The organism is Cupriavidus sp. NPDC089707, assembly GCF_044748965.1.
In the GTDB taxonomy this organism is placed as follows: Bacteria; Pseudomonadota; Gammaproteobacteria; order Burkholderiales; family Burkholderiaceae; genus Cupriavidus.
Window position 1 is genome coordinate 151,236 of sequence record NZ_JBIVHB010000007.1, and the last position, 26,870, is coordinate 178,105.

Consider the following 26,870-nt stretch of genomic DNA (forward strand, 5'->3'; position numbering starts at 1 on the left):
AAGGCCCCGATCGACGCCGCGGCTACGCCCCTTCCGCGTAGCCGCGCAAGCCCGCGACCAGCGCGGCAAACGTCACCGCGCAGCGCGCACTGCCGCGCAAGTCCTCGTGCATCGCTACCCAGGTATCCATTGCTATTGAAAACTCGCTGCGCAACACCCTGACCAGCCGCGGGTCGCGCGCCGCCAGCGCGGACTGGCACACGCCGATGCCGAAGCCGGCGCGGATCGCGCCCAGTTGGGCCAGGTCGCTGTCGGCGCGAAAGGCCAGGCGTTGGCGCGAGAGCGCCGGGAATCGCTCCAGCAAGCGGCGGATGAACGGCGTCTCCCGATCAAAGCCGATCACTGCAAACCCGGCCAGTTCCTCCAGCGATTGCGGCACCCCGTGCGCGGCCAGGTAGCGCTCATGCGCATGCAGCCCCAGCTCGATGCCGCCGACACGCTGCGCCATCAACGCATCCTGCTCGGGCCGGAACATCCGCACGGCGATGTCGGCTTCGCGATGCAGCAGGTCGTCGACGCGGTTCGACAGCATCAGTTCGATCTCCAGCGCCGGATGGGCTTCGCGCAGTGTGGCGAGAATCGGCGGCAGGACTTCGACGCCGACGGCTTCGCTCGCCGACAGCCGCACCGTGCCGCGCACGCCGTCGCCGTGCCCGCTGGCGGCGCGCCGCATGGCCGCGGCCGTGGCGGCCAGTCCGGCGGCATAGGGCCGCAGTGTGTGCGCGGCGTCGGTCGGGGCGAAGCCGTCAAAGGAGCGCGTAAAGAGCTTCAGGCCCAGCGCGGCTTCAAGACTGTCGATATGGCGGCCAACGGTCGGCTGTGTCAGCCCCATGGCGCGTCCGGCCGCCGACAGCGAGCCGGTTTCCAGCACGTGCAGGAAGGTGCGATACCACTCCCAGTTCGGTTCGCCGGCCATGGCTATGCATTTATGTTTAGCGACCAGCCGATTATAGGCAATTTTCTATTTGCTCCGGTGCCCGCAAACTGGCTGCATCCAACGACCGCAGACCCCTGCAAAGGAGCATCCCATGTCCAGGATCGCGCTGTTTGGCGCCGCCGGCGCCATTGGGCACAGCATCGCCGCGCTGGCAAGCCGGGGCGAGCCGTATCGCGTGGTCGGCCGCGATGCGGCGCGCCTCCATCAGGCCTTCTGGGCCGACCCGCTCGCCGGGATCGTCACGTGGGATCCCGACTCGCCGACGTCTGTCCAGGCCGCAGCGAGCGGAATCGACACGCTGGTCTACATGGTCGGCGTCGACTATTGGCGCTTCGATCTGCACCCGGAACTGCTGCGCAAGACACTGGATGGCGCGATCGCAGCGGGCGTCCGGCAATTCGTCCTGATCGGTACCGTCTACCCGTATGGACGCGTCCAGGGCGGCAATCCGGTCAGCGAGGACCACCCGCGCGCGCCGCATACCTTCAAGGGCCGCATGCGCAAAGCGCAGGAAGACCTGCTGATGCAGGCCGCCGCCGCCGGGCGTATCCGCGCCACGGTGCTGCGGCTGCCCGACTTCTACGGCCCGGGCGTGCAGGCCAGCCTGCTGCACCGCGCCGCGCAGGCTGCCGCATGTGGCGGCACCGCGGACCTGATCGGGCCGATCGATGCGCCGCACGAGTTCGTCTATGTGCCGGACGTGGGGCCGGTGGTGACGCGGCTGGCCGATACGCCCGCGGCCTTCGGCAGGATCTGGCATCTGGCCGGCGCCGGCGTCACGACACAGCGCGAACTGGTGTCGGAGATGGAAAGGCAGATCGGCCGCCAGCTCAAGCTGCGCGTCGCCGGCAAGGGCATGCTGCGCCTGCTGGGGCTGTTCAACCCGTTCATGCGCGAACTGGTCGAGATGCACTACCTGATGACGGATCCGCTGGTCCTGGACGATACCGCGCTGCAGCGGCTGATCGGGCCGATCCGCAAGACGCCGTACGCCGAGGGCATCCGGCAGACGCTGGCGGCATGCCAGCCCGGCCGGCGCGCTCCTAGCCTGCCTGCTTGCGGAACGCCCAGCGCCCCGCCAGCACGGTGAAGCTGGCCACCAGCGCCACCAGCACCCAGAATCCGTGCGGATGCTCGGCCAGCGGGACGCCGCCCACGTTCATGCCGAAGAAGCCGGCGACGATATTGATCGGCAGCGCCAGCACGGTCACCAGCGTCAGCGTGAACAGCGTGCGGTTAGTCTGTTCGTTGAGCTTGGCGGCGATCTCTTCCTGCAGCAGCTTGATGCGTTCGACCAGCGCGGCAAGGTCGTTGAGCACCAGCGAGAATTCCTCGGTCGATTCGCGCAGCTCCTGCAGGTCGCTCTCCTGCAGCCACGCCGGCGGCCGGTTCAGCAGCCGGAACAGCGCGCCCGGCTCGGGTGCCAGCAGCCGTTGCAGCCGCACCAGGCCGCGGCGCATCGCGCCCAGGTCGGCCCGGTTGCCTTGCAGGCGCTGCGACAGCAACTGGTCCTCGATCTGGTCGACGTTCACGCCGGTCTCGCGCACGATCTGCACCAGCACGTCGGCCTGGTCGCGCAGCAGGTGCACCATCAGGTCCAGCGGCGAGCGGAATGCCTCGCCGTGCCGCACCGCCTCGCGCAGCCGGTCCACGGAGCGCAGCGGCCGCGCCCGGGCCGTGACCAGCAGGCGGCGGTCGGCATGGGCCCACATGGTCGAAATGTCCGTCGATGCGACGCCGAAGTTGTAGATCACATCGTTGACCACGGCCAGCAAGGCAGCGTCCAGCCGCTCGATCCGCGTCGAGCGCGAGCCCTGGCGCAGCGCCTCGAAGTACTCGGCAGGCAGTCCTAGGTGCGCCTTCATCCAGCGCTCGCAAGCGCTGTGCGACAGGTTGAAATGCAGCCAGACGAAGGGGTCGAAGGGGTGCTCCTGCGCGGCATCCGGCGGCGCCTGCTCCAGCCACGCCACCGCGCCCCGCGAATCGATCTCGCGCACGGCCCCGCCGGGCGCGAACAGAAAACCACTGACCAGGCCGACCGGGTCCGATCCATAGCCCGCCTCGACAATGCCCGCTTGCATGCCTGCTCCCTTCACATGGAATTTGCCTCGCGCGACGTTATCACGCCGCGATGACAGTGTCGGGAAATGCAGGCACGGGCGCCTGGCGTGGCTTGTCAGAGCATCGACTTGCCCTGTGCCAGGATCTTGTCGCAGACCTGTTTGGTGACTTCGGCTTTCGTGGATGGCCGCACCACTATAGCGCGAGAGGTCCCGGGTCTGATCTGCAGGTTTTCGATTTCTGGCTCCGCCGCTCCGCCCTCTTTGCCACTCCGCCCTCTCCGCCCCGGGCCCTACAACACCGTCGCGTACTCCAGCGTCTTCGGCGTCTTCACGATCACCTCGGGCGCTTCCCCGACGATGACCGTGTCATCGAGCCGGAAGCCACCCAGCCCGTAGACATACAGCCCCGGCTCCGACGAATACACCTCCCCCGCCAACAGCGCGCGCGTGTTGAAGGCCATGTCTTCGGGATAGTCATGCAGCAGCAGCCCGACCGCATGCCCGGTCCGGTGGAAAACGTACTGCCCGCAGCCGGCGGCTTCGATCACCGCTTGCGCGGCAGCGTCCATGTCGCAGACGCGCCTGCCCGGGACGGCGGCGGCAACGGCGGCATCCGTCGCGCGGGCCGCGACCTGGTAGAGCCGCGCCTGTTCGTCGCCGGGCCGGCCGCAGAACCAGGTGCGTTCGTTCTCGACATAGAGGCCGTTCAGCCGCGGCAGTATGAGATTGACGATGGTGTCGCCTTCGGCGATGCGCGATCCGCACGCGGCGCCGTCGCCGTGCGGCGAGGCCGAGGCCGGGCCAGTCAGCGTCCAGCACTTGAGGATTTCGAAATCCTCCCCCGGGAAACGCCTGGCCGCTTCCTCCACCATCAGCGCCGCCATGGCATGGTCCAGCTCCTGCACCAGGCGGCCGGGGCGGATGTTCTCGCGATAGCGGTCTTGTACCCAGTCGGTCAGTGCGCCCAGTTCGCGCATGACCTGCAGTTCTTCCGCATGCTTGACCCAGCGCAGGCTGCGCATCTCGGCCAGCGACGGGCGCAGCGTCAGTTCGGGCAGGTGGCGTTGCGCGCCGGCGAGTATGGAATGCGGCACGTCGACGGCGATGCGCGACATGCCCAGCCCCTTCGCCGCCAGCAATGCGGCAACCACCTCAGGCAGCTGCGCCGGCAGCGGCAGGCGGTTGGTGACGCGCGGGTGCTCGGCATACCAGGTGACATCGCGCAGCCAGACCGTGCCCTTCTCGATGGCAAAGCGCATGTGGTTGGTCGACAGTTCGTTCATCACCGCGAAGGTCTCGCCGTTGCGCGGCACGACCACGAACACGGGCCGCTCCCACGGCCAGACGTCGAGCTGGAAATTGGTGGCGTACTGGAAGAAATCGGGCGTGCCGAATACCAGCGCGTCCACGCGCAGCCTGTCCATCAGCTGGTGCATGGCCGACAGCCGGTCGTCGTGTACTGCCTTGGTCAGATGTGGCATGGCGGGTTCTCAGAGGGAAATGTTCAGGCGCTTGATGATCGGGCCCCAGGTCTCGGCGTCGCGCTTCATGTAGCGCTCGACTTCCGACGGCGGCCCCTTGATCGCATCGAGGAACTGGAAGCCGAGCTTCTCCTTGAACTGCGGATCGTCCAACACGCGGTTGATGTCGGCGTTGACCTGCTGCACCACGCTTGCCGGCGTGCCAGCGCGCGCCACGATGGCGTACCAGCCCGGCACCTGCACGTCGTAGCCAAGCTCCCTGAACGTCGGCACATCCGGCAGCGCGGGCTGACGCTTGTCGCCGGTCACGGCCAGCGGCACCAGCTTCTTGCCGGTGATAAAGGGCTGCACGCCGGCGACCACATTCATCATCACCGGCGTCTGCCCGGTCATCAGGCTGGTAGCGCCGCCGGCGCCGTTAAAGGGCACATGCTGCATCCGCACGCCGGTGCGCTCGGCCACCAGTTCCATCGCCAGGTGCGTGGAGTTGCCAATGCCGCCCGAGGCAAAGCTGATTGCGCCCGGCCGCCCTTTGGCCATGCGCACGAAGTCCTGGAACGTGTCGACCTTGAGCGCTGGCGCCGCGACAAACACGAACGGCGAGTTGGCCAGCATCGCCACGCCGGTCAGGTCCTTTGACGGGTTGTACGGCAGCTTCGGATACAGGAAGGGATTGAAGGCAAGGTTGGAAACGCCGGCGAAGAACAGCGTGTAGCCGTCGGCCGGCTGGCCCAGCACGTATTGGATTGCCAGCGTGCCGTTGGCGCCAGGCTTGTTCTCCACCACCACCGGCTGCTTCCAGGCCTGCCCGAGCTTCTCGGCCAGCGCGCGCGCCAGTACGTCGTTGCCGGTGCCGCCGGCCTGCGGCACCACCAGCCGCACGGGTTTAGTCGGGAAGTCCTGCGCGTGACCGATACCCGGCAGCGTCATCGCCACCGCGGTACCGGCAGCCCATGCCAGTAGTTGTCGCCGGTCCATATTGCACCCTGAGTCGTTCACCAAGCCGCCCCGACCACCGGGGCGTGGAACGAAATGTACCATGTGGTACACTCATGGGCGAAATCAGGGTTTACGCTGGGCTTATGCTGGATTTACGCGAACACTATGCCGCTCTGTCCAGCGTCGGGAGCGTTACTTTCGGGTCTTGCGAGGGCCGGGCAGCGCGGCCATCATGCCGGCGAAATACTTCAGCGCGTCAGTGGTGCCCTTGCGGTCGCCAGTGGTCACCAGGTCGAGCAGCAAGCCGCGCATGGCGGCCAGTTCGACGCGCGCGCGCAGCCGCGCCTCGGATTCACTGAGGCCCATGTCGTGGCGGAACCGTTCCGCCAGCATCGTGGTCCAGCTGCCGACCACGTCTTCAAGGAAGCCGCTGAAACGCTCACGGTCGCGGATGGCCTTACCGTAGATCTCGAACAGCAGTTGCATGATCGGCAGGTAGGACGGCGCAGCATAACGCTCCCATGCGGCTTCCATCGCGGCCTGCGGGTCCATGCCGTCGACCACCACGTTGTGCCGCGCGTCCTGCTCGGCATGGCGGATCCGGTGCAGCAGTGCCTGCCAGAAGCCGTCGGCCGATCCGAAGTAGTAGATCAGCATGCGGTGGCTGGTGCCGAGCGCGTCGGCGACGCTGCGCAGGGACAGGTCGCCGAGGCCGTTGGCGAGCACGTGTTCGGTGGCGGCGTCCAGCAGTTGGAGTGCCTGCTCGCTGGCGGAGCGGTCTGGGGCAGTGGCTTTGGCTTTCGGCATGGGAGGATTGTGCTGGGACACCACCCGCAAACCGCGGCAGTGTGGCGGCTACGGATTCTACGTCATGCAACGGCGCCGTCCCATGCGACCGGCCGCTGCCTACTGCGCCACGACCCGGTTGCGGCCGCCGGATTTTGCAGCATACAGCCGCTGGTCCGCGACCAGCACCAGCGAATCGAGATCGTTAGTGCCGTCCGGCACGATTTGCGCCACGCCGAACGAGGCAGTGAAGCGGATATTGCCCTTGGCGGTGGCATCCGCGGCGGGCTCGCAGGACAGCTCGCCCATGGCCTGCCGCAATTGTTCCGCCACGGCAGCGGCATCGGCTGCCCCGGTACGCGGCAGCAGGATCGCGAATTCCTCGCCGCCCAGCCGCGCCGCCAGGTCGACGCTGCGCACACGGGTGCGCAATACCTGCGCCACCTGCCGCAGCACGATGTCGCCGCTGGCATGGCCCCAATGGTCGTTGATGCGCTTGAAGTGGTCGATGTCGAGCATGATCAGCGCGATCGGCATCTGCTCGCGCGCACCGTGCGCATATTCGAGCGCAAAGCGCGCGGTGAAGACGCGGCGGTTGGCCAGGCCGGTCAGTGCGTCGGTTTCCGCCAGCGCGCGCAACGCTTCGCCGCGCGCGAGGTAGTGGCCGAACAGCGTATGGACCACCATCAGCGTGAGGCACAGCAGCAGCGCCAGCGCGGCGGCACCGGCCCCCACCGCGCCGCTGAGGCGCGCGGCGCTGCGCAGGATCACCTCGCGCGTCGACACCACACCGATCATGACGAGGTCGCTGTCGGCCAGCCTGCGGAAGATCAGCCGGCTGCCGTCGGACGGCTGCAGGATACCTGCGTCGGCGTCGAACAACCGTGCCATCGTGCCAGTTTCCAACCCTTCCCCGAGCACGCCGGCCAATGTTTCGCCGCGGCTGACGTTGCGCGCGCTCGCGCCGACCAGCCCGCCGTCGCGGTCGACCAGGAAGCTGCGCACGCCGTCACGGGGCGTGCTGCCCAGCAGGTCGTCCAGGCTGCGCCGCGCGATCTCCGAGACGACCACGCCCCGGAATAGCTGGTCCAGGCAGACTGGCAGGCTGAGGAACAAGGACTGGTCGCCGCTGCCGTCCGACGCCTCGGCCAGCGCCCACGTCGGCATCCGGTTCCGGCCGGCGCACGATGCACTGTCGCGGAAGTAAGCGGCCGCGGCGTGGCGGCGCAGCATGGCAAGCACCTGCCCTTCGCCGATGGACGGGCGCGACACCACGAAGCCGTTGCGGGAGACATAGGTCATGCGCCGCTGCAGCGTCGAGCCCGCGGGTGTTGCCCCCAGCAGGTGGCTCATCGCGCGGGCGACATCCAGGCCCTGCATCAGCTCCGCGTCGTTGCGTGCAAAGCCGTCGAGACCTTTGACCTGCGCCTCGCCCACGCCGATCACCGCCGCGTCGCCATCCGAAGGCAATGTCCAGGTTTCGGCATGACGGCGTTCGAACGCCTGCAGCAGGTCCGCATCGGGATGGAGCGGCCCGATCTGCTGCAGCCGCAGCAGGTGCTCGGCGTAGTTGCGCAGGCTGCGCAGGCGCTCCGCTTCCAGGTTGAGCAATGCATCGATGGCCTGCACCCGCATCCGTTGCGTCTGCTGCAGCGACTCGATGTCCCGGTCGCGCGCCTGCAGCAGGCCGCGGAACAGGATCAGCAGCAGCAGGACGATGGCGATGCCGAACGACACCAGCACGATCCGGTGCGGAAACCTGACCGCGAAGCCCCACCACTTGCCTAGCAGTGACGCCGAGCCATTCGGTGGTGTGTCCAGATCCAGTTCCTTCGGCATTCCGTCATCCGGGGCTGCGTGGCGTCGTGGTCGATGGCGACAAGACCCGCATCCGCGGGTCCTGTCCGGCAGCCATCATCGCCGAGGACATTTGCCGGTTGGAAGTGAATTCTGTGGAAGCCGAGTTAAACAAGTTTCCCGGCGAAAGATAACGATGCGCAACTTTTCAAGCTGTCCCGACTGGGCACGCCATGCCGCCGGCTTTGCGCCGGGTCAGCGCTGGCCGGCATCGAAGGCCTTCTGCCAGACATCGTGGCCCGGCGGATACACCGCATCGAAATGCTCGCGCAGCGCGGCGATCTCCTGCACGATCGCGAACGAAAAGCCCTGGCGGCCGCCGCGGTCGTCGAACTGCAGGCCGTTCAGGTAGTGCCGGCAACCGACCGCATCGAACCACTTGGCGGCGATGGTATTGATGATCCGGGGGAAGGCACGCCCGAGTTCTACCGGACGGACGGCTTCGGGCAGCTCGGCCATCCAGCGGATGGTCTCGCGGCGCAGCGTCAGGTCATCGTCGGTGGCGGTCTTGCGGTGGAAGGCTGGGTCTTGCGTCAAGGGAGTCTCCGCGTGCAGCCGGGAGAATAGCCGATTGTGGCCGGACCATGGCAGGTCCGGCCAGCCCGGGCTTTCTCCCGGTTGCGCGCCGCAAGGCTCAGGCCGCGGCCCGGCGCGCCGCCCCGCGATACTGCGCCAGCAGCGCTTCGCGGCGCGCGGCCGCCGCCTGCATGCTGGCTTCCTTGACGTGGCCGTAGCCGCGGATGTCGTCGGGCAACGCGGCCAGCGCCAGCGCGGTGTCGAGCTTGCCGGCGTCCAGCGAGGCCGCGAACTCGTCGATCATGGCCAGGTAGCCGGACACCAGCGCGCGCTCGGCGCGACGCTCCGCGGTCTTGCCGAACACGTCGAACGCAGTGCCGCGCAGGCCTTTCAGGCGGGCCAGCAGGCGGAAGGCTGTCAGCGTGCGCGGGCCGAAGCGGCGCTTCACGGGATGGCCCTTGCTGTCAGTCTTGCCCGCATTCGTCAGCGTCGGCGGGGCCAGCCAGAAGTTGAGCTGGTAGTCGCGGCCGGGCTCGCCCTCGAATTGCGCGCGCAGCTTGTCGAGGAACGCCGGATCGGCGTACAGGCGTGCCACCTCGTACTCGTCCTTGTACGCCATCAGCTTGGCCAGGTTGCGCGCCACCGCTTCGGTCAGCGGCAGCTTGCGGTCGGCGCCCAGCTTCTGCTCGGCGGCGCGGATGCGCTCGACGGCGTCACGGTAGCGCTGCGCGTAAGCGGCGTTCTGGTAGTCCGTCAGCATCGCCTCGCGCTTGCGGATCAGCGTGTCGAGCGTCTGCGGCAACGCCACCACCTGGGCAGCCGGCGCATGCGGCAGCAGTGCCTCGTTCTGGCTCAGCGCTGCCTCGCCGTGGTGCGCGAGATACCGGCCCCATTCGAACGCCTGCCGGTTCTTGTCGATCGACACGCCGTTGAGCTCGATCGCGCGCAGCAGGCTGGCATGCTGCAGCGGGACCCAGCCTTTTTGCCAGGCAAAGCCAAGCAGCAGCGGGTTGGAGTAGATGGCATCCGCCAGCAGCGTCACCGCCCAGGCGCTGGCGTCGATAAAGGCGCTGGCCTCGCCCACGCTGTTGCGCAGGTCCTGCTCGGCGCTGGCGCCGGGGAATTTCCACTTCGGGTTCTTGATGAACTCGGCGGTCGGGGTGTTGGCACTGTTGACCACCGCAGCGGTGACGCCGTGCCGGGTCTTGGACAGCACCTCGGCCGAGGCCGAGACGATGGCGTCGCCGCCGATCACCAGCCGCGCGTCTCCGGTGGCGATGCGCGTGGCATGCAGGTCGTGCGGCGCCGGTGCGATCTGCACGTGGCTGATCACTGCCCCGCCCTTCTGCGCCAGGCCCGCCATGTCGAGCACGGTGACGCCCTTGCGCTCCAGGTGCGCGGCCATGCCCAGCAGGCCGCCGATGGTCACCACGCCGGTGCCGCCAACGCCCGTCACCAGCACGCCGTACGGCCGTTCCAGCGCGGGTAGCGAAGGCATCGGCAGCGCCTCGAAATCGGCGCCGGTGCCCTTGCCGCCCGCCGCCGCCGGCTTGCGCACCTGCGCGCCCTCGGCGGTGACGAAGCTGGGGCAGAAGCCGTTGACGCAGGAGAAATCCTTGTTGCACGACGACTGGTTGATCCGGCGCTTGGTGCCCAGTTCGGTCTCCAGCGGTTCCACCGACAGGCAGTTGGACTTGGCCGAGCAGTCGCCGCAGCCTTCGCAGACCGCATCGTTGATAAAGGCGCGCTTTGCCGGATCCGGATACGTGCCGCGCTTGCGGCGCCGGCGCTTCTCGGTGGCGCAGGTCTGGTCGTAGATCAGGATGGTGACACCCTCGGTGTCGCGCAGCTCCAGCTGCACGGCATCGAGCTGGTCGCGATGGAACACCGTCACGCCGGACGGCAGCATGCTGCCGTCGCCATACTTCTGCGGCTCGTCGGTGACGACGACCAGTTTCTTCGCGCCCTCGGCCAGCACCTGATGGGCGATCTGCGGCACGGTCAGCACGCCGTCGATCGGCTGGCCGCCGGTCATCGCCACCGCGTCGTTGAACAGGATCTTGTAGGTGATATTGGCCTTCGCCGCGATCGAGGCGCGGATCGCCAGCAGTCCCGAGTGAAAGTACGTGCCGTCGCCCAGGTTGGCGAACACGTGCTTGTCGCTGGTGAAATGCATCTGGCCGGTCCACGCCACCCCTTCGCCGCCCATCTGGCTGAAGGTGTCGGTATTGCGGTCCATCCACAAGGTCATGTAGTGGCAGCCGATGCCGGCCAGCGCGCGCGAGCCTTCCGGCACGCGCGTGGAGGTGTTGTGCGGGCAGCCCGAGCAGAACCAGGGCTTGCGCTCGGCCGAGATGCGCGGCTGCGCGGCCTCGCGCTCCTTGGCCTCGATCACCGCGACGCGCGCGGCGATGCGGGCGCGCACGGCTTCCGGCAGGTCGAAGCGCTCCAGCCGCCGGGCGATGGCCTTGGCGATCAGCGCCGGCGACAGCTCGTAGTGCGCCGGCAGCAGCCAGTCGCCGCGCGGCACCGACCATTCGCCGCCGTCGTTGCCGCGCTGGTCGAACTTGCCGAACACCTTGGGCCGCACGTCCTCGCGCCAGTTGTACAGCTCTTCCTTGAGCGCGTACTCCAGGATCTGGCGCTTTTCTTCCACCACCAGGATTTCTTCCAGGCCGGTGGCGAATTCACGCGCCCCGTGGGCCTCCAGCGGCCACACGCAGCCCACTTTGTAGACGCGGATGCCGATCTGGGCACAGGTCTCGTCATCGAGGCCGAGGTCGGCCAGCGCCTGGCGCACGTCCAGGTAAGCCTTGCCGGCGGTCATGATGCCGAAGCGCGCGTTGGGGGAATCCAGCACCACGCGGTTCAGCCGGTTGGCGCGGACATAGGCGAGCGCCGCGTACCACTTGTGGTCGAGCAGCCGCGCTTCCTGTTCCAGCGGGGTATCGGGCCAGCGGATATTGAGGCCGCCGGCCGGCATGGCAAAGTCTTGCGGCAGCACCACCTGCACGCGGTCGGGGTCGATCTCGACCGAGGCGGTCGATTCGACCACGTCGGTGACGCACTTCATCGATACCCACAGGCCGGAATAGCGGCTCATGGCCCAGCCGTGCAGGCCGTAGTCGAGGTATTCCTGCACGTTGGCCGGATACAGCACCGGGATGCCGGCGGCCTGCAGCACGTGCTCGGACTGGTGCGCGACGGTGGAGGACTTGGCGGCATGGTCGTCGCCGGCCAGCAACAGCACGCCGCCATGGCGCGACGAGCCGGCCGAATTGGCGTGCTTGAGCACGTCGATGGACCGGTCCACGCCCGGGCCCTTGCCGTACCACATCGAGAACACGCCATCGCGCGAGGCGTTGGGGAACAGGTTGACCTGCTGCGAACCCCACACCGCGGTGGCGGCCAGGTCTTCGTTGACGCCGGGCTGGAACACAACGTCGCTGGCGGCCAGGTGCTGCTTGGCCTTCCACAGCGCCTGGTCGACGCCGCCCAGCGGCGAGCCGCGATAGCCGGAGATAAAGCCGGCCGTGTTCAGGCCGGCGGCGCGGTCGCGCGCCTTCTGCAGCATCGGCAGCCGGACCAGGGCCTGGACCCCGCTCATATAGACGCGGCCTTTGTCCAGGGTGTACTTGTCGTCCAGGCTGGCGCTGGCCAGGGTGTCGAGCAGGGCGTGGGGTAGGGGTGCGTTCACGATGTCTCCGTGCTTATTCTGGTGTCCGGAGCAGTGTAGGAAGGCCGCTGGCTATCGTAAAATCAAGAATTCCAACACCTGATATCTGCAAAACGGATATCCCGGAGACGATCATGGCCAAGGCGCGAGAAGGCTCGGAGAGACTTGCCAAGGAAATCACATTGCGGCAGTTCCGCTACTTTGTCGCGGCTGCGGAAACCGGGCAATTCTCGATGGCTGCCACCGCGGAACACGTGTCCCAGTCGGCGGTGACCAATGCCGTGCTGGCGCTGGAGCAGCGGCTGGCCGTGCGGCTGTTCGAGCGGCGCCCGCACGGCGTGACGCTGACGGCGGAAGGCCACCTGTTCTACCAGCATGCGCGCCAGATTCTTGACTCGGTCGAGGATGCGCTGCGCGAGCCGCGCTTCCAGGTGCACGGCCTGCAGGGCAGCGTGCGGCTGGCCGCCTCCTATACCGTCCTCGGCTACTTCCTGCCGGGCTTGCTGGCGCGCTTCCGCACCAATTACCCGGATATCGAGCTCGACCTGCTCGACATGGACCGGCCGGATATCGAGCGCGCCGTGCTGGCGGGCGAGATCGAGCTGGGGATCGCGCTGCTGTCCAACCTGGAGCGGCCGCAGCGCTTCAAGCGCCACACGCTGATGCGCTCCCGGCGCCAGTTATGGACCTCGGCCAGCCATCCGCTGCTGGAGATCGAACGGCCGTCGCTGCGCGACATCGCGGCCTACCCGTACATCCTGATCACGGTCGACGAGGCCGAGGAATCAACCATGCGCTACTGGCGCAGCCTGAGGCTATCGCCCAAGGTCGCCTTTCGCACCGGATCGATGGAGGCATTGCGCGGGCTGGTCGCGCACGGCTTTGGCGTCACCGTGCTGTCCGACATGGTGTACCGTCCATGGTCGCTGGAAGGCAAGCAGATCGAAGCCCGGCCGATCGCCAACGCGGTGCCGGACATGGAGGTCGGCATGCTGTGGCAGCCAGGGCGCAAGCTGGGCAAGCCGGCCGATGCGCTGCGGGAATTCTTGATCCACGCGTGCGGCAGCTGATGCGCCGGTAGCGGCTGATGTGTGTAGCAGGCCATCGCCGCAGGCATATGGTTCTGCGCACACCTTGGTTCCCCTGCCGCCATGGCTCGACTATGGTGGAAGCGTTCCCCCGCGCATGTCAGCCGCCGGGGGCCGCAAGGAGGGTTATGGACCTGCTCGACTGGATAACCGCCGTGGCAACCGTGGTTCTGGTGTATGCCGCGTTGCGCCATCCGCTATATCCGCCCGGCTGGAACCGCCGGAAAGGCGACCGTTCGTGACGGGGCCGCCGCTTGGATGAAAGACCGCACGCCGCGCGCGCGGTACAGCTCTTGCGGCTCCCCTCGCAACCATCCTCGGCGGCACCAGCCCCAACTGGGGCGGGTCGCCCTCTACAGCCTGCGCTGAAAATGGTGGCGCGGCCTGGCAGGCGTGAAAATCTTGCACGGCGTGCAATCTTCCCGGCACCGCATGCGGCAGCGCAGGCGCTGCGGCGCGCTGGCGCTCGCCGCGGCGGCATTCGGCGCGACCTGCGCGGCACAGGACCTCGATGAGGTGGAACGTCCGCTGTGGGAAGCTGGCCTTGGCCTCGGCGGCATCTCCTTGCCGCACTACCGCGGCTCGGACCAGCGCGCCAGCCTGCTGTTTCCCGTGCCCTATTTCATCTACCGCGGCGAGCACCTGCGCGCTGACCGCAATGGCGTGCGCGGCAAGCTGTTCGACAGCGACCGCGTCGAACTCAACGTCAGCCTGGGCCTCTCGCTGCCAGTGGAAAGCGGCGACGACGAAGCGCGCCGGGGCATGCCCGACCTGAAGACCGCGGTGGAAATCGGCCCCTCGCTGAACCTGACGCTATGGCACTCTGATTCGGACCGCACCCGCCTCGATCTGCGGCTGCCCGTGCGGCTGGCGCTGACGGTGGAATCGTCCCCACGGGCAATCGGCTGGATCTTCTCGCCAAACCTGCATCTCGACATCGCCAACGTGGGCGGGTTCGCCGGCTGGAACCTGGGCGTCACGGCGGGGCCGCTGTTCGCCACCGCACGCTACAACCAGTACTTCTATGCCGTCGAGACGCAGTTCGCCACCGCTACGCGCCCGGCCTACGCCGCCCACGGCGGCTACGCCGGCAGCATGGCGATGGCGACGCTATCGCGCCGCTTCCGCCACGTCTGGCTGGGTGCGTTCGTGCGCTACGACCTGCTGGACAGCGCCACCTTCGAGGACAGCCCGCTGGTCCGGCGCAAGGACGCACTTGCGGCCGGCGTGGCGCTGACCTGGGTCTTCGGCGAATCGGCGACGCGCGTTCCCAGCCGGGAATAAAGTCGGTAATAGCGTGCCCAGGAGGATCATTCCTCGCTGGTCCACTCGACATGGACGCCGAGGCTGCGCAGGTTCTCGACAAAGCGCGGATGCGCGCGCCGGATCGGCGTGGCGTTGCGGATTTCCGAGCGGCCTTCAATGCTGGCCGCGACCATGAACAGCGCAATCGCGACGCGGATGATGTACGGGCTTTCCACCACCGCCGGCGTCAGCGGATTGCCGCCGAAGGTGATCAGCCGGTGCGGGTCCGACTGGAACACATGCGCGCCGAACTTCGACAGCTCGCCGGTCCAGCCGAGCGCGCCGTCGTAGATCTTGTTCCAGAACATCGCATTGCCCTGGGCGCGCACGCCCAGCGCGATAAAGATCGGCAGCAGGTCGACCGGGAAGTACGGCCACGGCGCGGCCTCGACCTTGGTCAGCACATTGCTGGTGAACGGCGTCTGCACCTTCAGCGGCCCCTGCAGCAGCGCGCGCGACCAGCCGTCCTCGTGCACCACCTGCACGCCGAACTTGGCGAAGGTGCGGTCGATCAGCGGGAAGTTGCCCGGCGTGCTGTTGCGCACCACCACGTCGCCGCCGGTGATCGCGCCCAGCGCGAGGAACGTGGTGATCTCGTGAAAATCTTCCTCGAAGGTGAACTCGCCCCCGCGCAGCCGGCCCCCGCCGCGAACGGTCAGCCGCGAGGTGCCGATGCCGTCGATGTCGGCGCCCATCATCTGCATGAAGCGGCAGAACTCCTGCACATGCGGCTCGGACGCGGCATTGGTCAGCGTCGATTCGCCTTCGGCCGCGGCCGCGCACAGCACGAAGTTCTCGGTGGTGGTCACCGAGGCATAGTCGAGCCAGTGGTGGGTGGGCTTCAGCGGGCCGCCGCTGCGCACCAGCAGCGAGCCGCTGGCGCGCTCCACTTCGCCGCCGAACGAGCGGAAGATGTCGACGTGCGGATCAATTTCGCGCACGCCCAGCGTGCAGCCCTTGACGTTGTCTTCCAGCCGCGCCACGCCGAAGCGCGCCAGCAGCGGGGGCACCAGCATGATCGACGAGCGCATTTCTTCCGGCAGCCGGTGCGTGGCCGCGTCGAAGCTGGTGTCGCGGTGGTGCAGGTCGAGCGTGCCGGTCGCTTCATCAAGCCGGACATCGCTGCCCAGCATGCGGAAAATATCGAGGATCTTGCGGACATCGGTGATGTCCGGCACGCCGTGCAGGCGCAGCGGCTGGTCGGTCAGCAGCGTGGCGCAAAGCACGGGCAGCACTGCATTCTTGTTGGCCGAGGGGATGATGCGGCCGCGCAGAGGCGTGCCACCGTGGACGATGAGATTGGACATGGGCGATGCGGTCGGGTGGCGGTCGGGTGGCGGGAAAGGCAGATCCGGTAAAACAAGCGTCCGGCATTGTACTGTCCCCGCGCGCCGCCCCGGCTCGCGCGGAGAAGCGCCTCTTATTGCGCAGGGGATGAAGTGACCGGTACGCCCGCCACGGCGTGACGCAGCCTGCGCTTGCCGGCCGCGCGCTCAGCGCCGGAACCACAACAGCGACAGCCCGGATGCCAGCACCAGCAGCAGCACCGCTGCCGCCGACAACAGCGCACTCACCTCGGTTTCCCGGCGCTCCAGCGCGAAACGGGCGCTGAGCTGCCGATAGACCTGGGTCAGGTCGGCGGCCGATCCCGCCTGGAAGTACTCGCCGCCGGTCAGCGTTGCGACCGCGCGCAGGGCTGGTTCGTCGAGCTGCATGAAGTACGCCAGGCTCGACTCCGGCACGCCGCCGCCGTAGGGCGAGCCGAAGCCCACGGTATAGACGCGCACGCCGCGCTCGGCCGCCATGCGCGCGGCGTCGATCGGGTCCGGGCCGGTGGTGCGGCGGCCGTCACTGAGCAGGATCACCGCGCCATGCCGGTATGCGCCCGGCTGCATCGGCTGGCGCTCCTGCTCGCGCTTGCGCGCCTCCGCTGCCGCAGCCTCGTCGAGCGACGGCGCGCGCCGGCCGAACAGGGCGGCGCTGTCGCTGAAGAGAATCGCCTCCAGGTCGATGCCGTCGTCGGGGAACAGCACCGCCAGCGCCTGGATCAGCCCGCTGCCGGTGGCGGTGCCGCGTTGCAGCTGGACGCGATCCAGCGCGTCCAGCATGTCCTGGCGATTGCTGGTCGGCGGCAGTACCACGGTCGCTGTGGCGGCGAAGGACACGATGCCGAGCCGCACGCTGGCCGGCAGTCCCACGACCAGGTCACGCGCGGCCTGCTGCGCCGCGGCGATGCGCGTGGGCGGCACGTCGGTGGCTTCCATGCTGCGCGAGGTGTCCATGGCCAGCACCAGCGTGATCGTGTCCGACGGCAGCGTGACGGTTGCGGTGGGCCGCGCGCACGCCAGCAGCGCCGCGCCCAGCGCGATCAGAAACAGCAATGGAGGGATGTGACGCCGCAGGCGTTGGCGCCGGCCGAGCGCAGCGCGGGGCAGCGCAAGGCTGGCATACAGCAGGGCGGATTTCTTGCGCCGCGCGAGCAGGTACAGGTAGGCAGCTGCCAGCACCGGGAGCGCCAGCAGCAACCAGAGCATCTGCGGCCAGAGAAACTGCATGCCCTGCTCCTTGGCGCGTGGTTAAGAGGATGGTACTGTATTTTCCAAGGCGGGACGGGACCTCGGGGGCTGCGATGAAACGGGTGACGATCTACGGGCTGGCCTCGGCGGCGGTCGTCGTGGTCATCGCAGCGGGCGCGGCCATCGCCTGGCGGTCGCAGCCGCCACCTCGCGTGCTCAAGCAGGCAGACATCGACGCGGCGGTGCTGCACACGCTGCAGACCAAGAGCCTGCCGTCGCGCACCGCCAGGGCGGCCGAGGCGGTACGCGAATCGGTGGTCGAGATCCGCAGCTATACGCCGGCTGAGAATCCCGTGGAAGCCGCCTCCGCGCCGAAGGCAAAGCGTGATCCCCCTGCCACACGCCGCAAATCGTCGCCAGCCTCCGAGCCCGCGCCACAGGACGAGCTTGCCAGGCGCGAAACGCCCGACGGCAAGGATCCGGCCGGCGGCAAGCGCGAAACGCGCCACATCGGCTCGGGCGTGGTCGTGACCGAAAGCGGCATGGTGCTGACCAGCTACCACGTCGTCGCCGATGCCAAGCGGCTGGAGGTCAGGTTCCACGACGGCCACATGGCCGAAGCCACCGTGGTGCAGGCCATCCCCGAAAAAGACCTCGCCGTGCTCCGGCCCAAATCCATTCCCGACGACCTGCCGGCGGCGACACTCGGCTCCAGCCGTGAACTGGCGCCCGGCAGCGAAGTCGTGGCGGTCGGCTTCCCCTTCGGCATCGGCCCGTCGATATCGGCTGGCGTGGTCTCCGGGCTCGACCGCCATTTCGTCTCGCCTGACCGCAAGCAGAGCCTGGACAAGCTGATCCAGTTCGACGCCGCCGCCAACCCGGGCAATTCGGGCGGGCCGCTGGTGAACATGGACGGCGAAGTGGTCGGCATCGTCACCGCCATCCTCAACCCTAACCAGAGCGGCACTTTCCTCGGTATCGGCTTTGCCGTCACCATCGAGAGCGCCGGCGTTGCCATCGGATCTTCTCCTTTCTGAAACGTGGAGGCCTATGAACGACCAAGCCAGGGGCGCTGCGGACAGCGCAGACTTGATGGAACGCCTGCTGTACGAGGTGAAGCGCGTGGTCGTGGGCCAGGACCACTTTCTCGAACGTGTGCTGGTGGCGATGCTCGCCGGCGGGCACCTGCTGGTCGAAGGGGTGCCGGGGCTGGCCAAGACCCTGACGGTCAACACGCTGGCGCGGACCATGAGCGGCACATTCAAGCGCATCCAGTTCACGCCCGACCTGCTGCCCGCCGACCTGATCGGCACGCGCATGTATAACCAGGGCACCGGCGAGTTCTCCACCGTGCGCGGCCCGGTCTTCGCCAACCTGCTGCTGGCCGACGAGATCAACCGCGCGCCGGCCAAGGTGCAGAGCGCGCTGCTCGAAGTCATGCAGGAGAAGCAGGTCACCATCGCCGGCGAGACCCACCGCGTGCCCTCGCCCTTCCTGGTCATGGCCACGCAGAACCCGATCGAGACCGAAGGCACCTATCCGCTGCCCGAGGCGCAGGTCGACCGCTTCATGATGAAGGTGCTGGTGGGCTACCCGAGCGAGGAGGAAGAGGTCGTGATCGTCAACCGCGTCACCGGCCCGCGCATCAACGTGGGCGCGGTGGCCACGCCGGAGCACCTGGCGGCGCTGCAGGAGGCGTGCCGCAAGGTCTATGTCGATCCCGCGCTGATCCAGTACGCGGTGCGCGTGGTCGCGGCCACGCGCAAACCCGGCAGCTACGGCGTGGAGGACATGGACCGCTACATTGCCTTCGGCGCCAGCCCGCGCGCCACCATCGGCCTGATCGAAGGCGCGCGTGCGCTGGCATTCCTGCGCGGCCGGCACTATGCGCTGCCCGAAGACGTGGCCGACCTGGTGCCTGACGTCTTGCGCCACCGCCTGGCGCTGTCCTACGAGGCGATGTCCGACGGCGTCACCGCCGACCAGCTTGTCGGCCGCATCCTGCAGGCGCAGCCGCTCCCCGAGCGGCCGCTGGAATCCCATGTTCGGGCGGCTGCTGAGCGCTAGGCGCCGCCGACCGGCGGAGGCCGCGGCACCTGCCCCCGCGGCCGCCAGCGCGGCAGTGGCCGCGGTCGGGTCGAAGCAGACCGAGGCGCTGCTGCGCCGGCTCGAATGGACCGTGGTGCGCCGGCTCGACGGGCTGCTGCAAGGCGACTACCGCACCCTGTTCCGCGGCTTCGGGCTGGACCTGGCCGACCTGCGCGAATACCGTCCCGGCGACGACGTGCGCCATATCGACTGGAACGTGACCGCGCGGCTGCAGACCCCGCATGTGCGCGAGTTCCAGGAAGACCGCGATCTCTCCGCGTGGTTCGTGCTGGACCTGAGCGGATCGGTCGAGTTCGGCTCGGGCACGGTGCGCAAGCGCGACCTGCTCACCGACTTCACCTCCGTGATGGCGCTGCTGCTGACACGCTACGGCAACCGCGTCGGCGCCGTGCTCTATGGCGGTGCCACCGACAAGGCCGCGACGGTGATCCCGGCGCGTTCAGGCCGGCGCCAGCTGCTGCACGTGCTCGACCGCATGCATGCCACGCCGGCGGCCTGCCCGGGCGACACCCGCCTGCGCGGCCTGCTGGAGCAGGCACGCTCGGTTGCCAGGCGGCGCTCGGTGGTGTTCGTCGTGTCCGACTTCATCAGCGCGACGGGCTGGCAGGCATCGCTTGGCATGCTGGCGCGGCGCCATGAAGTGGTCGCGGTGCGGCTGGTCGATCCGCTCGAACTGGCCCTGCCCGACCTGGGCCTGGTCGTGCTGCAGGACGCCGAGACCGCCGAGCAGATCTTCGTCGACACCCATGACCCGGCCTTCCGCAAGCGCTTCGCCGCCGCGGCGCAGGCGCGCGAAGCCGAGTTGCACCAGGCATTCGCGCGCGCCGGCGTGCAATGCCTGACGCTGTCGACCTACGCCCGGCTGGACCTGGCGCTGCTGAATTTCACGCGCCAGCGGCGCCACCGGCAAGGAACCGCCAGGGGTGCGGCATGACCGATGCGATGACCCGCTTGCCCGTCTTCAGCTTCCTGTGGCCGAGCATGCTGTGGGGGCTGGCGACCGTGCTGGTGCTGGCCGGCGGCTACCTGTGGCTGGATGCGCGCCGCCGGCGTGCGACCGTGCACTACCCCGCGCTGAAGTCTGTCGGCGTGCCGGTCCGCGGCGGCGCGGGCTGGCGCCGCCATGTGGCACCCGCCCTGACGCTGCTGGCGCTGACCGCGCTGATCGTCGCCATCGCCCGGCCCCAGGCCCTGCTGACGCTGCCCTCGCGCATCCAGACCGTGATCCTGGTCATCGACCTGTCCGGCAGCATGCGCGCGCAGGACATCAAGCCCAGCCGCATCCGCGCCGCGCAGCAGGCCGCCAGGGTCTTGCTCGCCGACCAGCCCGCCAGCGTCAGCGTTGGCGTGGTGGCGATGGCGGGCACCGCGGCCGTGGCGCAGGCCCCCAGCCGCAGCAAGGACGACGTGGCTGCCGCCATCGAGCGCCTGAAGCCGCAAGGCGGCACGGCGCTGGGCAATGGCATGCTGATCGCGCTGACTGCGCTGCTGCCGCAGGCCACCAACGAAGCCGAGCGCCTGATGAACGACGACACCCCGCCGTCGCGCAAGCCGGCGGTTTCGGGCAGCGCCTCCTCGTCCTCCGGCGACAGCGACAAGGAGCCCGTCACGCCCGGCTCGTACGGCGCGGGCGCGATCGTGGTGTTCTCCGACGGCGAGAGCAACGCCGGCCCGGGTGCGCTGCAGGCCGCGGAGCTGGCCGCCACCTACGGCGTACGCGTCTACACCGTGGGCGTCGGCACGCCCGAGGGCGTGGTGCTGTCGGTCGACGGCATGTCGTCCCGCGTCAGGCTGGACGAAAAGGTGCTGAAGCAGGTCGCCAACGCAACCGGCGCCGAGTACTTCCGGCTGGAAGACTCGGCCCAGCTGAAGAAGGTGTACCGCGCACTCAATGCGAAGCTGGCTTTCGACAAGCGCGACCAGGTGGAGGTCACCGCGTTCTTCACCGCGCTGGGCGCGCTGCTGGCGGCAATGGCGGGGCTGCTGTCGCTGTGGTGGTTCGGTCGGGTGATGTAGTGCGGCGCGAACCCGGCTGAGCGCCGCTGTCCCTGCGCCATTGTCCCTGCGCGAGGCATGCGCGGCGCGCATGCCTCGCGCCGGCATCAGGGCAAACCCTGATATCCCCCGTCCGATCCCGGCCAGCGGCGTGGCATAAGACTTTCCGGCCTGCTGCCCGCCAGCCCTGCCCCGGCGCGGCTTTGCCGTGATCCACCGCCTGCTGCGCCCGCCCCGCCATGCGCTACGCGCATGCCTCCATGCGCAGATATCGTTTTTTTCATCATCGGGCCGACACCTATCATCGGCTTGCCTACCGATGCCTGCCGCCCTCGACCCGCTGCCGCTTCGCACGCGCGCCGGGCATCCCCCGTAGCCCCATAGCCCCCGATCTGTCGCCTGGAGTGGAGTGACATGCAAGCCAACCCAACCCTTGACCGCGTGAGCGCGCCGATCGGCGCCAGCCAGCGGCGCCGCGCCATCGTTGCCACCGTGATCGGCAACGGTCTCGAGTGGTTCGATTTCACCGTCTACAGCTTCTTCGCGGTCATCATCGCCCGGCTGTTCTTCCCCACCGGCGATGAACTCTCGTCGCTGCTGCTGGCCGTCGCCACCTTCGGCGTCGGCTTCTTCATGCGGCCGGTGGGCGGCATCATCATCGGCGTCTATGCCGACCGCGTCGGCCGCAAGGCGGCACTGTCGCTGACCATCCTGCTGATGGCGGTGGGCACCACGCTGATCGGCATCGCGCCCACCTACGAGCAGGTGGGCCTGTTCGCGCCGATGCTGATCGTGATCGCGCGCCTGCTGCAGGGCTTCTCCGCCGGCGGCGAGATGGGCGGCGCCACCGCCTTCCTGACCGAGTACGCTCCCGAGCGCGAGCGTGCCTACTACTCCAGCTGGATCCAGGCCAGCATCGGCGTGGCCGTGCTGCTGGGCGCCGCGGTCGGCACCTTCGTCACGTCGTCGCTGCCGCCCGAGGCGCTCAACAGCTGGGGCTGGCGCCTGCCCTTCCTGATCGGCATGCTGATCGGGCCGGTGGGCTACTACATCCGCCATCACCTCGATGAGACTCCGACTTTCCGCGAAGCGAAGGACAAGACCGATTCGCCGCTCAAGGAAGTGCTGCGCGACTACCCGCGCCAGACCGCCGCCAGCTTCTCGATGGTGATCCTGTGGACGGTGTGCACCTATGTGCTGCTGTTCTACATGCCGACCTACGCCGTCAAGGTGCTGAAGGTGCCGCAGTCGTCGGGCTTCGTGGCCGGCATGGTCGGCGGCATGGCGATCCTGGTGTTCGCGCCGCTGGTGGGCCGCCTGGCCGACCGCTTCGGCCGCCGCATCCTGCTGTCGGGCTCGGCCGCGCTGATCTTCATGCTGGCCTGGCCGATGTACGTGTACATCAACCAGGTGCCGGGCCTGTTCTCGCTGCTGGTGTTCCAGCTGGTCTTCGGCGTGCTGATCGCCGGCTATACCGGCCCGATCCTGGCGGCCTTCTCCGAACTGTTCCCGGCCAAGGTGCTGTCGACCGGCCTGTCGGTCGCCTACAACCTGGCGGTCACCATCTTCGGCGGCTTCGCCTCCTTCATCATCACCTGGCTGATCGCCACCACCGGCAGCACCATGGCGCCCGCGTTCTACGTGATGATCGCCGCCGCCATCAGCTTCGCCGGCACGCTGCTGGTGCGCGAACCTGCCTACCTGCGCAAATGACCATGAACCAGATCCTGTTGAAGGGCGGCAACGTCCTGGACCCCGCCCGCGGCACCGCGCTGCCGCGCGCCGATGTGCTGATCGAGGGCGAGCGCATCGTCGAAGTCTCCGCGCAAGGCATCGCGGCGCCGCATGCGCGGCAGATCGATGTCGCCGGCAAGACCGTGATGCCCGGCCTGATCGACTGCCACGTCCACGTGCTGGCGTCGCTGGCCAACCTGGGCCTGAACGCGGTGCAGCCGAATGTGCTGGTGGCCTTCCGCGCCATGCCGATCATGAAGTCGATGCTGGAGCGCGGCTTCACCACCGTGCGCGATGCCGGCGGCGCCGACTGGGGCCTGTCGCAGGCGGTCGCCACCGGGCTGATCCCTGGGCCGCGCATCTTCCCGTCCGGCAAGGCGCTGTCGCAGACCGGCGGACATGGCGACTTCCGCCCGCGTGCGGACGTGCTGGAGCCCTGCTCTTGCGCGTTCCGTGCCGGCGCCATCGCGCGCGTTGCCGACGGCGTCGACGCGGTGCGCCTGGCCGTGCGCGAAGAGATCCAGAAGGGCGCCACGCAAATCAAGATCATGGCGTCCGGCGGCGTGGCTTCGCCGACCGACCCGATCGGCAACACCCAGTACAGCGAGGACGAGATCCGCGCGATCGTGGCCGAGGCCGAGGCCGCGCAGACCTACGTGATGGCGCACGCCTACACCGGCCGCGCCATCACGCGGGCGATCCGCTGCGGCGTGCGCACCATCGAACACGGCAACCTGGTCGACGCCGCCGCGGCGCGCGTGATGCGCGAGCACGGCGCCTTCGTGGTGCCGACGCTGGTCACCTACGATGCGCTGGCCCGCGACGGCGCGCGCCTGGGCCTGCCGCCGGAATCGGTCGCCAAGATCGAGACCGTGCGCGAGGCCGGCCGCAATTCGCTGGCGATCTACGCCGAGGCCGGCGTGCCGATGGCCTTCGGCTCCGACCTGCTGGGCGAGATGCACCACTACCAGTCCGACGAGTTCCGCATCCGCGCCGAACTGCTCGGGGCGCTGGAAACCATCCGCTCGGCCACCTCGATCGCCGCCGCGGTGCTGCAGCGCGAGGACGAGCTGGGCACGGTCAGGGCCGGCGCGCTGGCCGACCTGCTCGTGGTCGACGGCGACCCGCTGCAGGACCTCAACCTGCTGTGCGGCCAGGGCGAGCATCTCTCGCTGGTCATGCAGGCCGGCCGCATCCACACGCCGCAGGGCTAAGCACCCGGCTGAGCGTCCCGTTGGCTTTCCCTTAAGATGGGCGGCTGGTTCCCCGACGTCCGGCCGCCCCATGCGCATCTCCCCGCTTCCTCCCCTTCCCTGCCTGGTCGCCTTCGAGGCGGCCATGCGGCACGGCAACTTCACCCGCGCGGCCGCGGAACTGCACCTGACCCAGAGCGCGATCAGCCGGCAGGTGGCGCAGCTGGAACGCTTCCTTGGCAAGAAACTGTTCGAGCGCGGGCCGCGCGCGCTGAGCCTGACGGTCAGCGGCCAGCAATACGCCGAGCAGGTCCAGCGCCTGCTGGTCGACTGTGCCGAAGCCACCGAAAGCGTGATGCGGCGCAAGGGCAGCACCGAGTTGACGGTGGCGGCGTCGTCGGGCGTTTCCACGCTGTGGATCGCGCCGCGGCTGGCGCAGTTCCGCGCCGAGCATCCCGACGTGCAGGTGCGGCTGTTCGTCAGCGACAGGCTGGCGTCGCTGGTCGACACCAGCTTCGACGTCGCGCTGTACTACCTGCGCGAAGGTCCGCCGCAAGGGCTCGCCGCGCAGCGCCTCTATGACGAGGAGGTGATACCGGTCTGCGCGCCCGCCTACTTGCGCGGCCGGCGGCTGGCCGTGGCCGACCTGCCGGGCGAAACGCTGCTGGCGCTGGAAGACGCGCAGCGCCAGTGGATGTCGTGGCCCACGTGGCTGGCGCAGAACGGACTGGGCAAGGCGCGTGTGCAGAACACGGTGGTGTCGAACGCCTACCCGATCCTGGTGCAGCTCGCCATCGAAGGCCACGGCATCGTGCTGGGCTGGCGCCACATGATCGACGGCTGCCTCAAGGACGGCCGGCTGGTACGTGCATGCGAGGCCAGCGCCACGCTCGGCGGCGGCTACTACGCGCTGTGGCATCGCGACCGGGTGGAGACATCGGTCGCGCGCACCTTCCGGCAATGGCTGGTGCAGCAGAGCGGCAAGCCGGGCTGATCCAGCAGCATGCCGCCAACGCTCGCAGGTCAGAGCGGCAGCAGCGCGGCGCGTCCGGCCGCCAGCACCTCGCGGCTCAGGCCGTCGAGCAGCCCGGACGCGGCGCGCGCGTATTGCCAGTGCAGCGGCACGTCCAGCGGTGTGCCCTGCACCAGTTCGACGAGCGAGCCGTCGTCGAGATGCTGCGCGATCAGCGACTGCGGATGCAGGCCCCAGCCCATGCCGGCCAGCGCCGCGGTCACGAAGGCCTGCGACGAAGGCAGCGAGTGCCGGGGCAGCTCCACGTGCCGATGGCACAGCCGCCGCGCCCAGCGCACCTGCAGCTCGTCCTTGGTGTTGAACACCAGGCTTGGGGCCTTTGCCAGCGTGCCGGCTCCCACGCCGCCGGCAAAATACTGCTGCACAAAGGCCGGGCTGGCGGCCGCCAGGTAGCGCATCGCCCCCAGCGGCTGGCTGTTGCAGCCTGCCGCCGGGCGTGCCGTCGCGGTCACGGCGGCCAGCACGGCGCCGCTGCGCAGCCACTCGGTGGTGTGGTCCTGGTCGTCCACGGCCACTTCCATCAGCACGGGGCTGGCCGCGGCGAAGGCTGCGATGGCCGGCGCGGCCCAGGTCGCAAGGCTGTCCGCATTCACCGCGATCGGCAGCGCCACGCGTGCGATGCCCTCCGGCGCCAGTGCCGGCAGTGCGCCCTGCAGATCCTGCTCGAGCAGCCGCACCCGATCGACGTGCTGGCACAGCCGGCGCCCGGTTTCCGTGGCGCGGCACGGCTGGTCGCGAACCACCAGCGCACAGCCCAGCTTTTCCTCCAGCAGCCGGATCCGCTGCGAGACGGCCGATGGCGTCACGTGCAACGCGCGGGCAGCGCGATCGAAACTGCCTTCGCGCACCACGGCGGCCAGTGCGGCGAGCGCTGAGTAGTCCAGCATCTCTTAAGTTTTCCTAAATTGGATCAAGAAAAGATAGTTTGTCTTCATTGATGCAGACAGGCAAGCTGCGCCCATGATGACACCGCTCGCCGCCCCCTTCCTCTCCCAAACCCTCCCCCCATCTCTCGCCTTGTCCGTCTCCCTCCAGGGTATGGTCCTGAGCCTGGGCCTGATCGTCGCGATCGGCGCGCAGAACGCGTTCGTGCTGCGCCAGGGCTTGCGCCGCGAACACGTCGGCAGCGTGGTGCTGTTCTGCGCCGTCGCGGACGCAGCACTGATCGCCGTGGGGGTCATGGGCATGGCACGGGCGCTGGGCGAAAATCCCGGCCTGGCGCGCGCGCTGGCGCTGGCCGGCGCCGTCTTCCTGGCGCTATACGGATGGCGGGCCCTGAAGCGCGCGCGCCAGTCGCACCAACTGCGGGCGGCGGCGGGACAGGACGGGCTGACCCGCGCTGCCGCGCTGGCGCAGGCGGCGGCATTCACGCTGCTCAACCCCCATGTCTATCTCGACACGGTGCTGCTGGTCGGCAGCATTGGCGCGCAGCAGCCACCGGCGCTGCGCGGCTGGTTCGTGGCGGGCGCGAGTTCCGCCAGCCTGTTCTGGTTCGGGCTGCTGGGCTTCGGGGCGCGCTGGCTGGCGCCGTGGTTTGCCCGGCCGTGGGCCTGGCGAGCGCTGGACGGGTTGATCGGCGTGACGATGTTCGTGCTGTCTGCGCTACTGCTGCGTCACGCCCTTGCCGGCATCTGAGGCCCCG

At 68.7% G+C, this 26,870-nt stretch carries 22 protein-coding genes; 11 read left to right on the forward strand and 11 right to left on the reverse strand.

Going from position 1 to position 26,870, the window contains the following annotated elements:
• Positions 1–22 precede the first annotated feature (22 nt).
• Positions 23–916, reverse strand: a complete 894-nt coding sequence (locus ACIP1U_RS13945; protein WP_400315733.1) for a LysR family transcriptional regulator — start codon at positions 914–916, stop codon at positions 23–25.
• 112 nt (positions 917–1,028) lie between these two features.
• Here ACIP1U_RS13945 and ACIP1U_RS13950 point away from each other — a divergent pair, with 112 nt between their 5' ends.
• Positions 1,029–2,027, forward strand: a complete 999-nt coding sequence (locus tag ACIP1U_RS13950) for an NAD-dependent epimerase/dehydratase family protein (protein ID WP_400315736.1) — start codon at positions 1,029–1,031, stop codon at positions 2,025–2,027.
• Here ACIP1U_RS13950 and ACIP1U_RS13955 read toward each other — a convergent pair.
• The 7 genes from ACIP1U_RS13955 to ACIP1U_RS13985 all read right to left on the reverse strand — a co-directional run bounded on the left by ACIP1U_RS13955 (position 1,981) and on the right by ACIP1U_RS13985 (position 12,276).
• Positions 1,981–3,018, reverse strand: coding sequence for a transporter (locus ACIP1U_RS13955; RefSeq protein WP_400315738.1), 1,038 nt, complete (start codon positions 3,016–3,018; stop codon positions 1,981–1,983). The two genes, ACIP1U_RS13950 and ACIP1U_RS13955, sit on opposite strands and share 47 nt — an antisense overlap.
• A gap of 272 nt (positions 3,019–3,290) precedes the next feature.
• Entirely contained in the window at positions 3,291–4,481 is a 1,191-nt protein-coding gene (locus ACIP1U_RS13960) for a M24 family metallopeptidase (RefSeq protein WP_400315741.1), read from the reverse strand.
• 9 nt (positions 4,482–4,490) lie between these two features.
• The gene (locus ACIP1U_RS13965) at positions 4,491–5,459 is read right to left on the reverse strand and encodes a Bug family tripartite tricarboxylate transporter substrate binding protein (protein WP_400315744.1); all 969 of its coding nucleotides are present in this window, start codon (positions 5,457–5,459) and stop codon (positions 4,491–4,493) included.
• Positions 5,460–5,612: 153 nt separating this feature from the next.
• Positions 5,613–6,227, reverse strand: coding sequence for a TetR/AcrR family transcriptional regulator (locus tag ACIP1U_RS13970; RefSeq protein ID WP_400315747.1), 615 nt, complete (start codon positions 6,225–6,227; stop codon positions 5,613–5,615).
• 99 nt (positions 6,228–6,326) lie between these two features.
• Positions 6,327–8,045, reverse strand: a complete 1,719-nt coding sequence (locus ACIP1U_RS13975) for a diguanylate cyclase (protein WP_400315750.1) — start codon at positions 8,043–8,045, stop codon at positions 6,327–6,329.
• A gap of 213 nt (positions 8,046–8,258) precedes the next feature.
• On the reverse strand, positions 8,259–8,600 hold the full coding sequence (locus ACIP1U_RS13980; protein ID WP_400315753.1) for a hypothetical protein: 342 nt from the start codon (positions 8,598–8,600) through the stop codon (positions 8,259–8,261).
• Positions 8,601–8,697: 97 nt separating this feature from the next.
• Positions 8,698–12,276, reverse strand: a complete 3,579-nt coding sequence (locus tag ACIP1U_RS13985) for an indolepyruvate ferredoxin oxidoreductase family protein (protein WP_400315756.1) — start codon at positions 12,274–12,276, stop codon at positions 8,698–8,700.
• Between the two features lie 113 nt (positions 12,277–12,389).
• Between ACIP1U_RS13985 and ACIP1U_RS13990 the strand changes: the two genes are divergently transcribed.
• Both ACIP1U_RS13990 and ACIP1U_RS13995 read left to right on the forward strand, forming a co-directional pair.
• On the forward strand, positions 12,390–13,325 hold the full coding sequence (locus tag ACIP1U_RS13990; RefSeq protein WP_400315758.1) for a LysR substrate-binding domain-containing protein: 936 nt from the start codon (positions 12,390–12,392) through the stop codon (positions 13,323–13,325).
• Between the two features lie 411 nt (positions 13,326–13,736).
• Positions 13,737–14,627: a MipA/OmpV family protein gene (locus ACIP1U_RS13995; protein WP_400315761.1), complete on the forward strand. Its 891-nt coding sequence runs from the start codon at positions 13,737–13,739 to the stop codon at positions 14,625–14,627.
• Between the two features lie 26 nt (positions 14,628–14,653).
• Here ACIP1U_RS13995 and ACIP1U_RS14000 read toward each other — a convergent pair whose 3' ends face one another.
• Both ACIP1U_RS14000 and ACIP1U_RS14005 read right to left on the reverse strand, forming a co-directional pair.
• A complete protein-coding gene (locus ACIP1U_RS14000) occupies positions 14,654–15,955 on the reverse strand; it encodes a UDP-N-acetylglucosamine 1-carboxyvinyltransferase (RefSeq protein ID WP_400315763.1) in 1,302 nt (433 codons plus the stop codon).
• Positions 15,956–16,141: 186 nt separating this feature from the next.
• On the reverse strand, positions 16,142–17,203 hold the full coding sequence (locus tag ACIP1U_RS14005) for a VWA domain-containing protein (RefSeq protein WP_400315765.1): 1,062 nt from the start codon (positions 17,201–17,203) through the stop codon (positions 16,142–16,144).
• Positions 17,204–17,277: 74 nt separating this feature from the next.
• Between ACIP1U_RS14005 and ACIP1U_RS14010 the strand changes: the two genes are divergently transcribed.
• The 7 genes from ACIP1U_RS14010 to ACIP1U_RS14040 all read left to right on the forward strand — a co-directional run bounded on the left by ACIP1U_RS14010 (position 17,278) and on the right by ACIP1U_RS14040 (position 25,189).
• Positions 17,278–18,201 (forward strand): trypsin-like peptidase domain-containing protein, encoded by a 924-nt coding sequence (locus ACIP1U_RS14010; protein ID WP_400315767.1) that lies wholly within the window; start codon positions 17,278–17,280, stop codon positions 18,199–18,201.
• Between the two features lie 13 nt (positions 18,202–18,214).
• Positions 18,215–19,231, forward strand: coding sequence for an AAA family ATPase (locus ACIP1U_RS14015; protein WP_400315770.1), 1,017 nt, complete (start codon positions 18,215–18,217; stop codon positions 19,229–19,231).
• Complete coding sequence (locus ACIP1U_RS14020) at positions 19,206–20,207, forward strand: DUF58 domain-containing protein (RefSeq protein ID WP_400315773.1); 1,002 nt, start codon at positions 19,206–19,208, stop codon at positions 20,205–20,207. Before ACIP1U_RS14015 ends, ACIP1U_RS14020 begins: the two co-directional genes overlap by 26 nt.
• Complete coding sequence (locus ACIP1U_RS14025; RefSeq protein ID WP_400315776.1) at positions 20,204–21,289, forward strand: VWA domain-containing protein; 1,086 nt, start codon at positions 20,204–20,206, stop codon at positions 21,287–21,289. Before ACIP1U_RS14020 ends, ACIP1U_RS14025 begins: the two co-directional genes overlap by 4 nt.
• A gap of 393 nt (positions 21,290–21,682) precedes the next feature.
• A complete protein-coding gene (locus tag ACIP1U_RS14030) occupies positions 21,683–22,981 on the forward strand; it encodes an MFS transporter (protein WP_400315779.1) in 1,299 nt (432 codons plus the stop codon).
• Positions 22,982–22,983: 2 nt separating this feature from the next.
• Entirely contained in the window at positions 22,984–24,216 is a 1,233-nt protein-coding gene (locus tag ACIP1U_RS14035; protein WP_400315782.1) for an amidohydrolase family protein, read from the forward strand.
• A gap of 70 nt (positions 24,217–24,286) precedes the next feature.
• Entirely contained in the window at positions 24,287–25,189 is a 903-nt protein-coding gene (locus ACIP1U_RS14040) for a LysR substrate-binding domain-containing protein (RefSeq protein WP_400315785.1), read from the forward strand.
• Positions 25,190–25,218: 29 nt separating this feature from the next.
• On the opposite strand, the gene ACIP1U_RS14045 is transcribed toward ACIP1U_RS14040, so the two are convergent.
• Positions 25,219–26,115: a LysR family transcriptional regulator ArgP gene (locus ACIP1U_RS14045; RefSeq protein WP_400315787.1), complete on the reverse strand. Its 897-nt coding sequence runs from the start codon at positions 26,113–26,115 to the stop codon at positions 25,219–25,221.
• 76 nt (positions 26,116–26,191) lie between these two features.
• Between ACIP1U_RS14045 and ACIP1U_RS14050 the strand changes: the two genes are divergently transcribed.
• On the forward strand, positions 26,192–26,863 hold the full coding sequence (locus ACIP1U_RS14050) for a LysE/ArgO family amino acid transporter (RefSeq protein ID WP_400316085.1): 672 nt from the start codon (positions 26,192–26,194) through the stop codon (positions 26,861–26,863).
• Positions 26,864–26,870: the final 7 nt, after the last annotated feature.

What these genes read in the sequence shown, in the direction of transcription:
- ACIP1U_RS13945 (WP_400315733.1), bottom strand. Translation starts at nt 916, where the DNA reads ATGGCCGGCGAACCGAACTGGGAGTGGTATCGCACCTTCCTGCACGTG.
- ACIP1U_RS13950 (WP_400315736.1), top strand. Translation starts at nt 1,029, where the DNA reads ATGTCCAGGATCGCGCTGTTTGGCGCCGCCGGCGCCATTGGGCACAGC.
- ACIP1U_RS13955 (WP_400315738.1), bottom strand. Translation starts at nt 3,018, where the DNA reads ATGCAAGCGGGCATTGTCGAGGCGGGCTATGGATCGGACCCGGTCGGC.
- ACIP1U_RS13960 (WP_400315741.1), bottom strand. Translation starts at nt 4,481, where the DNA reads ATGCCACATCTGACCAAGGCAGTACACGACGACCGGCTGTCGGCCATG.
- ACIP1U_RS13965 (WP_400315744.1), bottom strand. Translation starts at nt 5,459, where the DNA reads ATGGACCGGCGACAACTACTGGCATGGGCTGCCGGTACCGCGGTGGCG.
- ACIP1U_RS13970 (WP_400315747.1), bottom strand. Translation starts at nt 6,227, where the DNA reads ATGCCGAAAGCCAAAGCCACTGCCCCAGACCGCTCCGCCAGCGAGCAG.
- ACIP1U_RS13975 (WP_400315750.1), bottom strand. Translation starts at nt 8,045, where the DNA reads ATGCCGAAGGAACTGGATCTGGACACACCACCGAATGGCTCGGCGTCA.
- ACIP1U_RS13990 (WP_400315758.1), top strand. Translation starts at nt 12,390, where the DNA reads ATGGCCAAGGCGCGAGAAGGCTCGGAGAGACTTGCCAAGGAAATCACA.
- ACIP1U_RS14000 (WP_400315763.1), bottom strand. Translation starts at nt 15,955, where the DNA reads ATGTCCAATCTCATCGTCCACGGTGGCACGCCTCTGCGCGGCCGCATC.
- ACIP1U_RS14005 (WP_400315765.1), bottom strand. Translation starts at nt 17,203, where the DNA reads ATGCAGTTTCTCTGGCCGCAGATGCTCTGGTTGCTGCTGGCGCTCCCG.
- ACIP1U_RS14010 (WP_400315767.1), top strand. Translation starts at nt 17,278, where the DNA reads ATGAAACGGGTGACGATCTACGGGCTGGCCTCGGCGGCGGTCGTCGTG.
- ACIP1U_RS14015 (WP_400315770.1), top strand. Translation starts at nt 18,215, where the DNA reads ATGAACGACCAAGCCAGGGGCGCTGCGGACAGCGCAGACTTGATGGAA.
- ACIP1U_RS14020 (WP_400315773.1), top strand. Translation starts at nt 19,206, where the DNA reads ATGTTCGGGCGGCTGCTGAGCGCTAGGCGCCGCCGACCGGCGGAGGCC.
- ACIP1U_RS14025 (WP_400315776.1), top strand. Translation starts at nt 20,204, where the DNA reads ATGACCGATGCGATGACCCGCTTGCCCGTCTTCAGCTTCCTGTGGCCG.
- ACIP1U_RS14030 (WP_400315779.1), top strand. Translation starts at nt 21,683, where the DNA reads ATGCAAGCCAACCCAACCCTTGACCGCGTGAGCGCGCCGATCGGCGCC.
- ACIP1U_RS14035 (WP_400315782.1), top strand. Translation starts at nt 22,984, where the DNA reads ATGAACCAGATCCTGTTGAAGGGCGGCAACGTCCTGGACCCCGCCCGC.
- ACIP1U_RS14040 (WP_400315785.1), top strand. Translation starts at nt 24,287, where the DNA reads ATGCGCATCTCCCCGCTTCCTCCCCTTCCCTGCCTGGTCGCCTTCGAG.
- ACIP1U_RS14045 (WP_400315787.1), bottom strand. Translation starts at nt 26,115, where the DNA reads ATGCTGGACTACTCAGCGCTCGCCGCACTGGCCGCCGTGGTGCGCGAA.
- ACIP1U_RS14050 (WP_400316085.1), top strand. Translation starts at nt 26,192, where the DNA reads ATGACACCGCTCGCCGCCCCCTTCCTCTCCCAAACCCTCCCCCCATCT.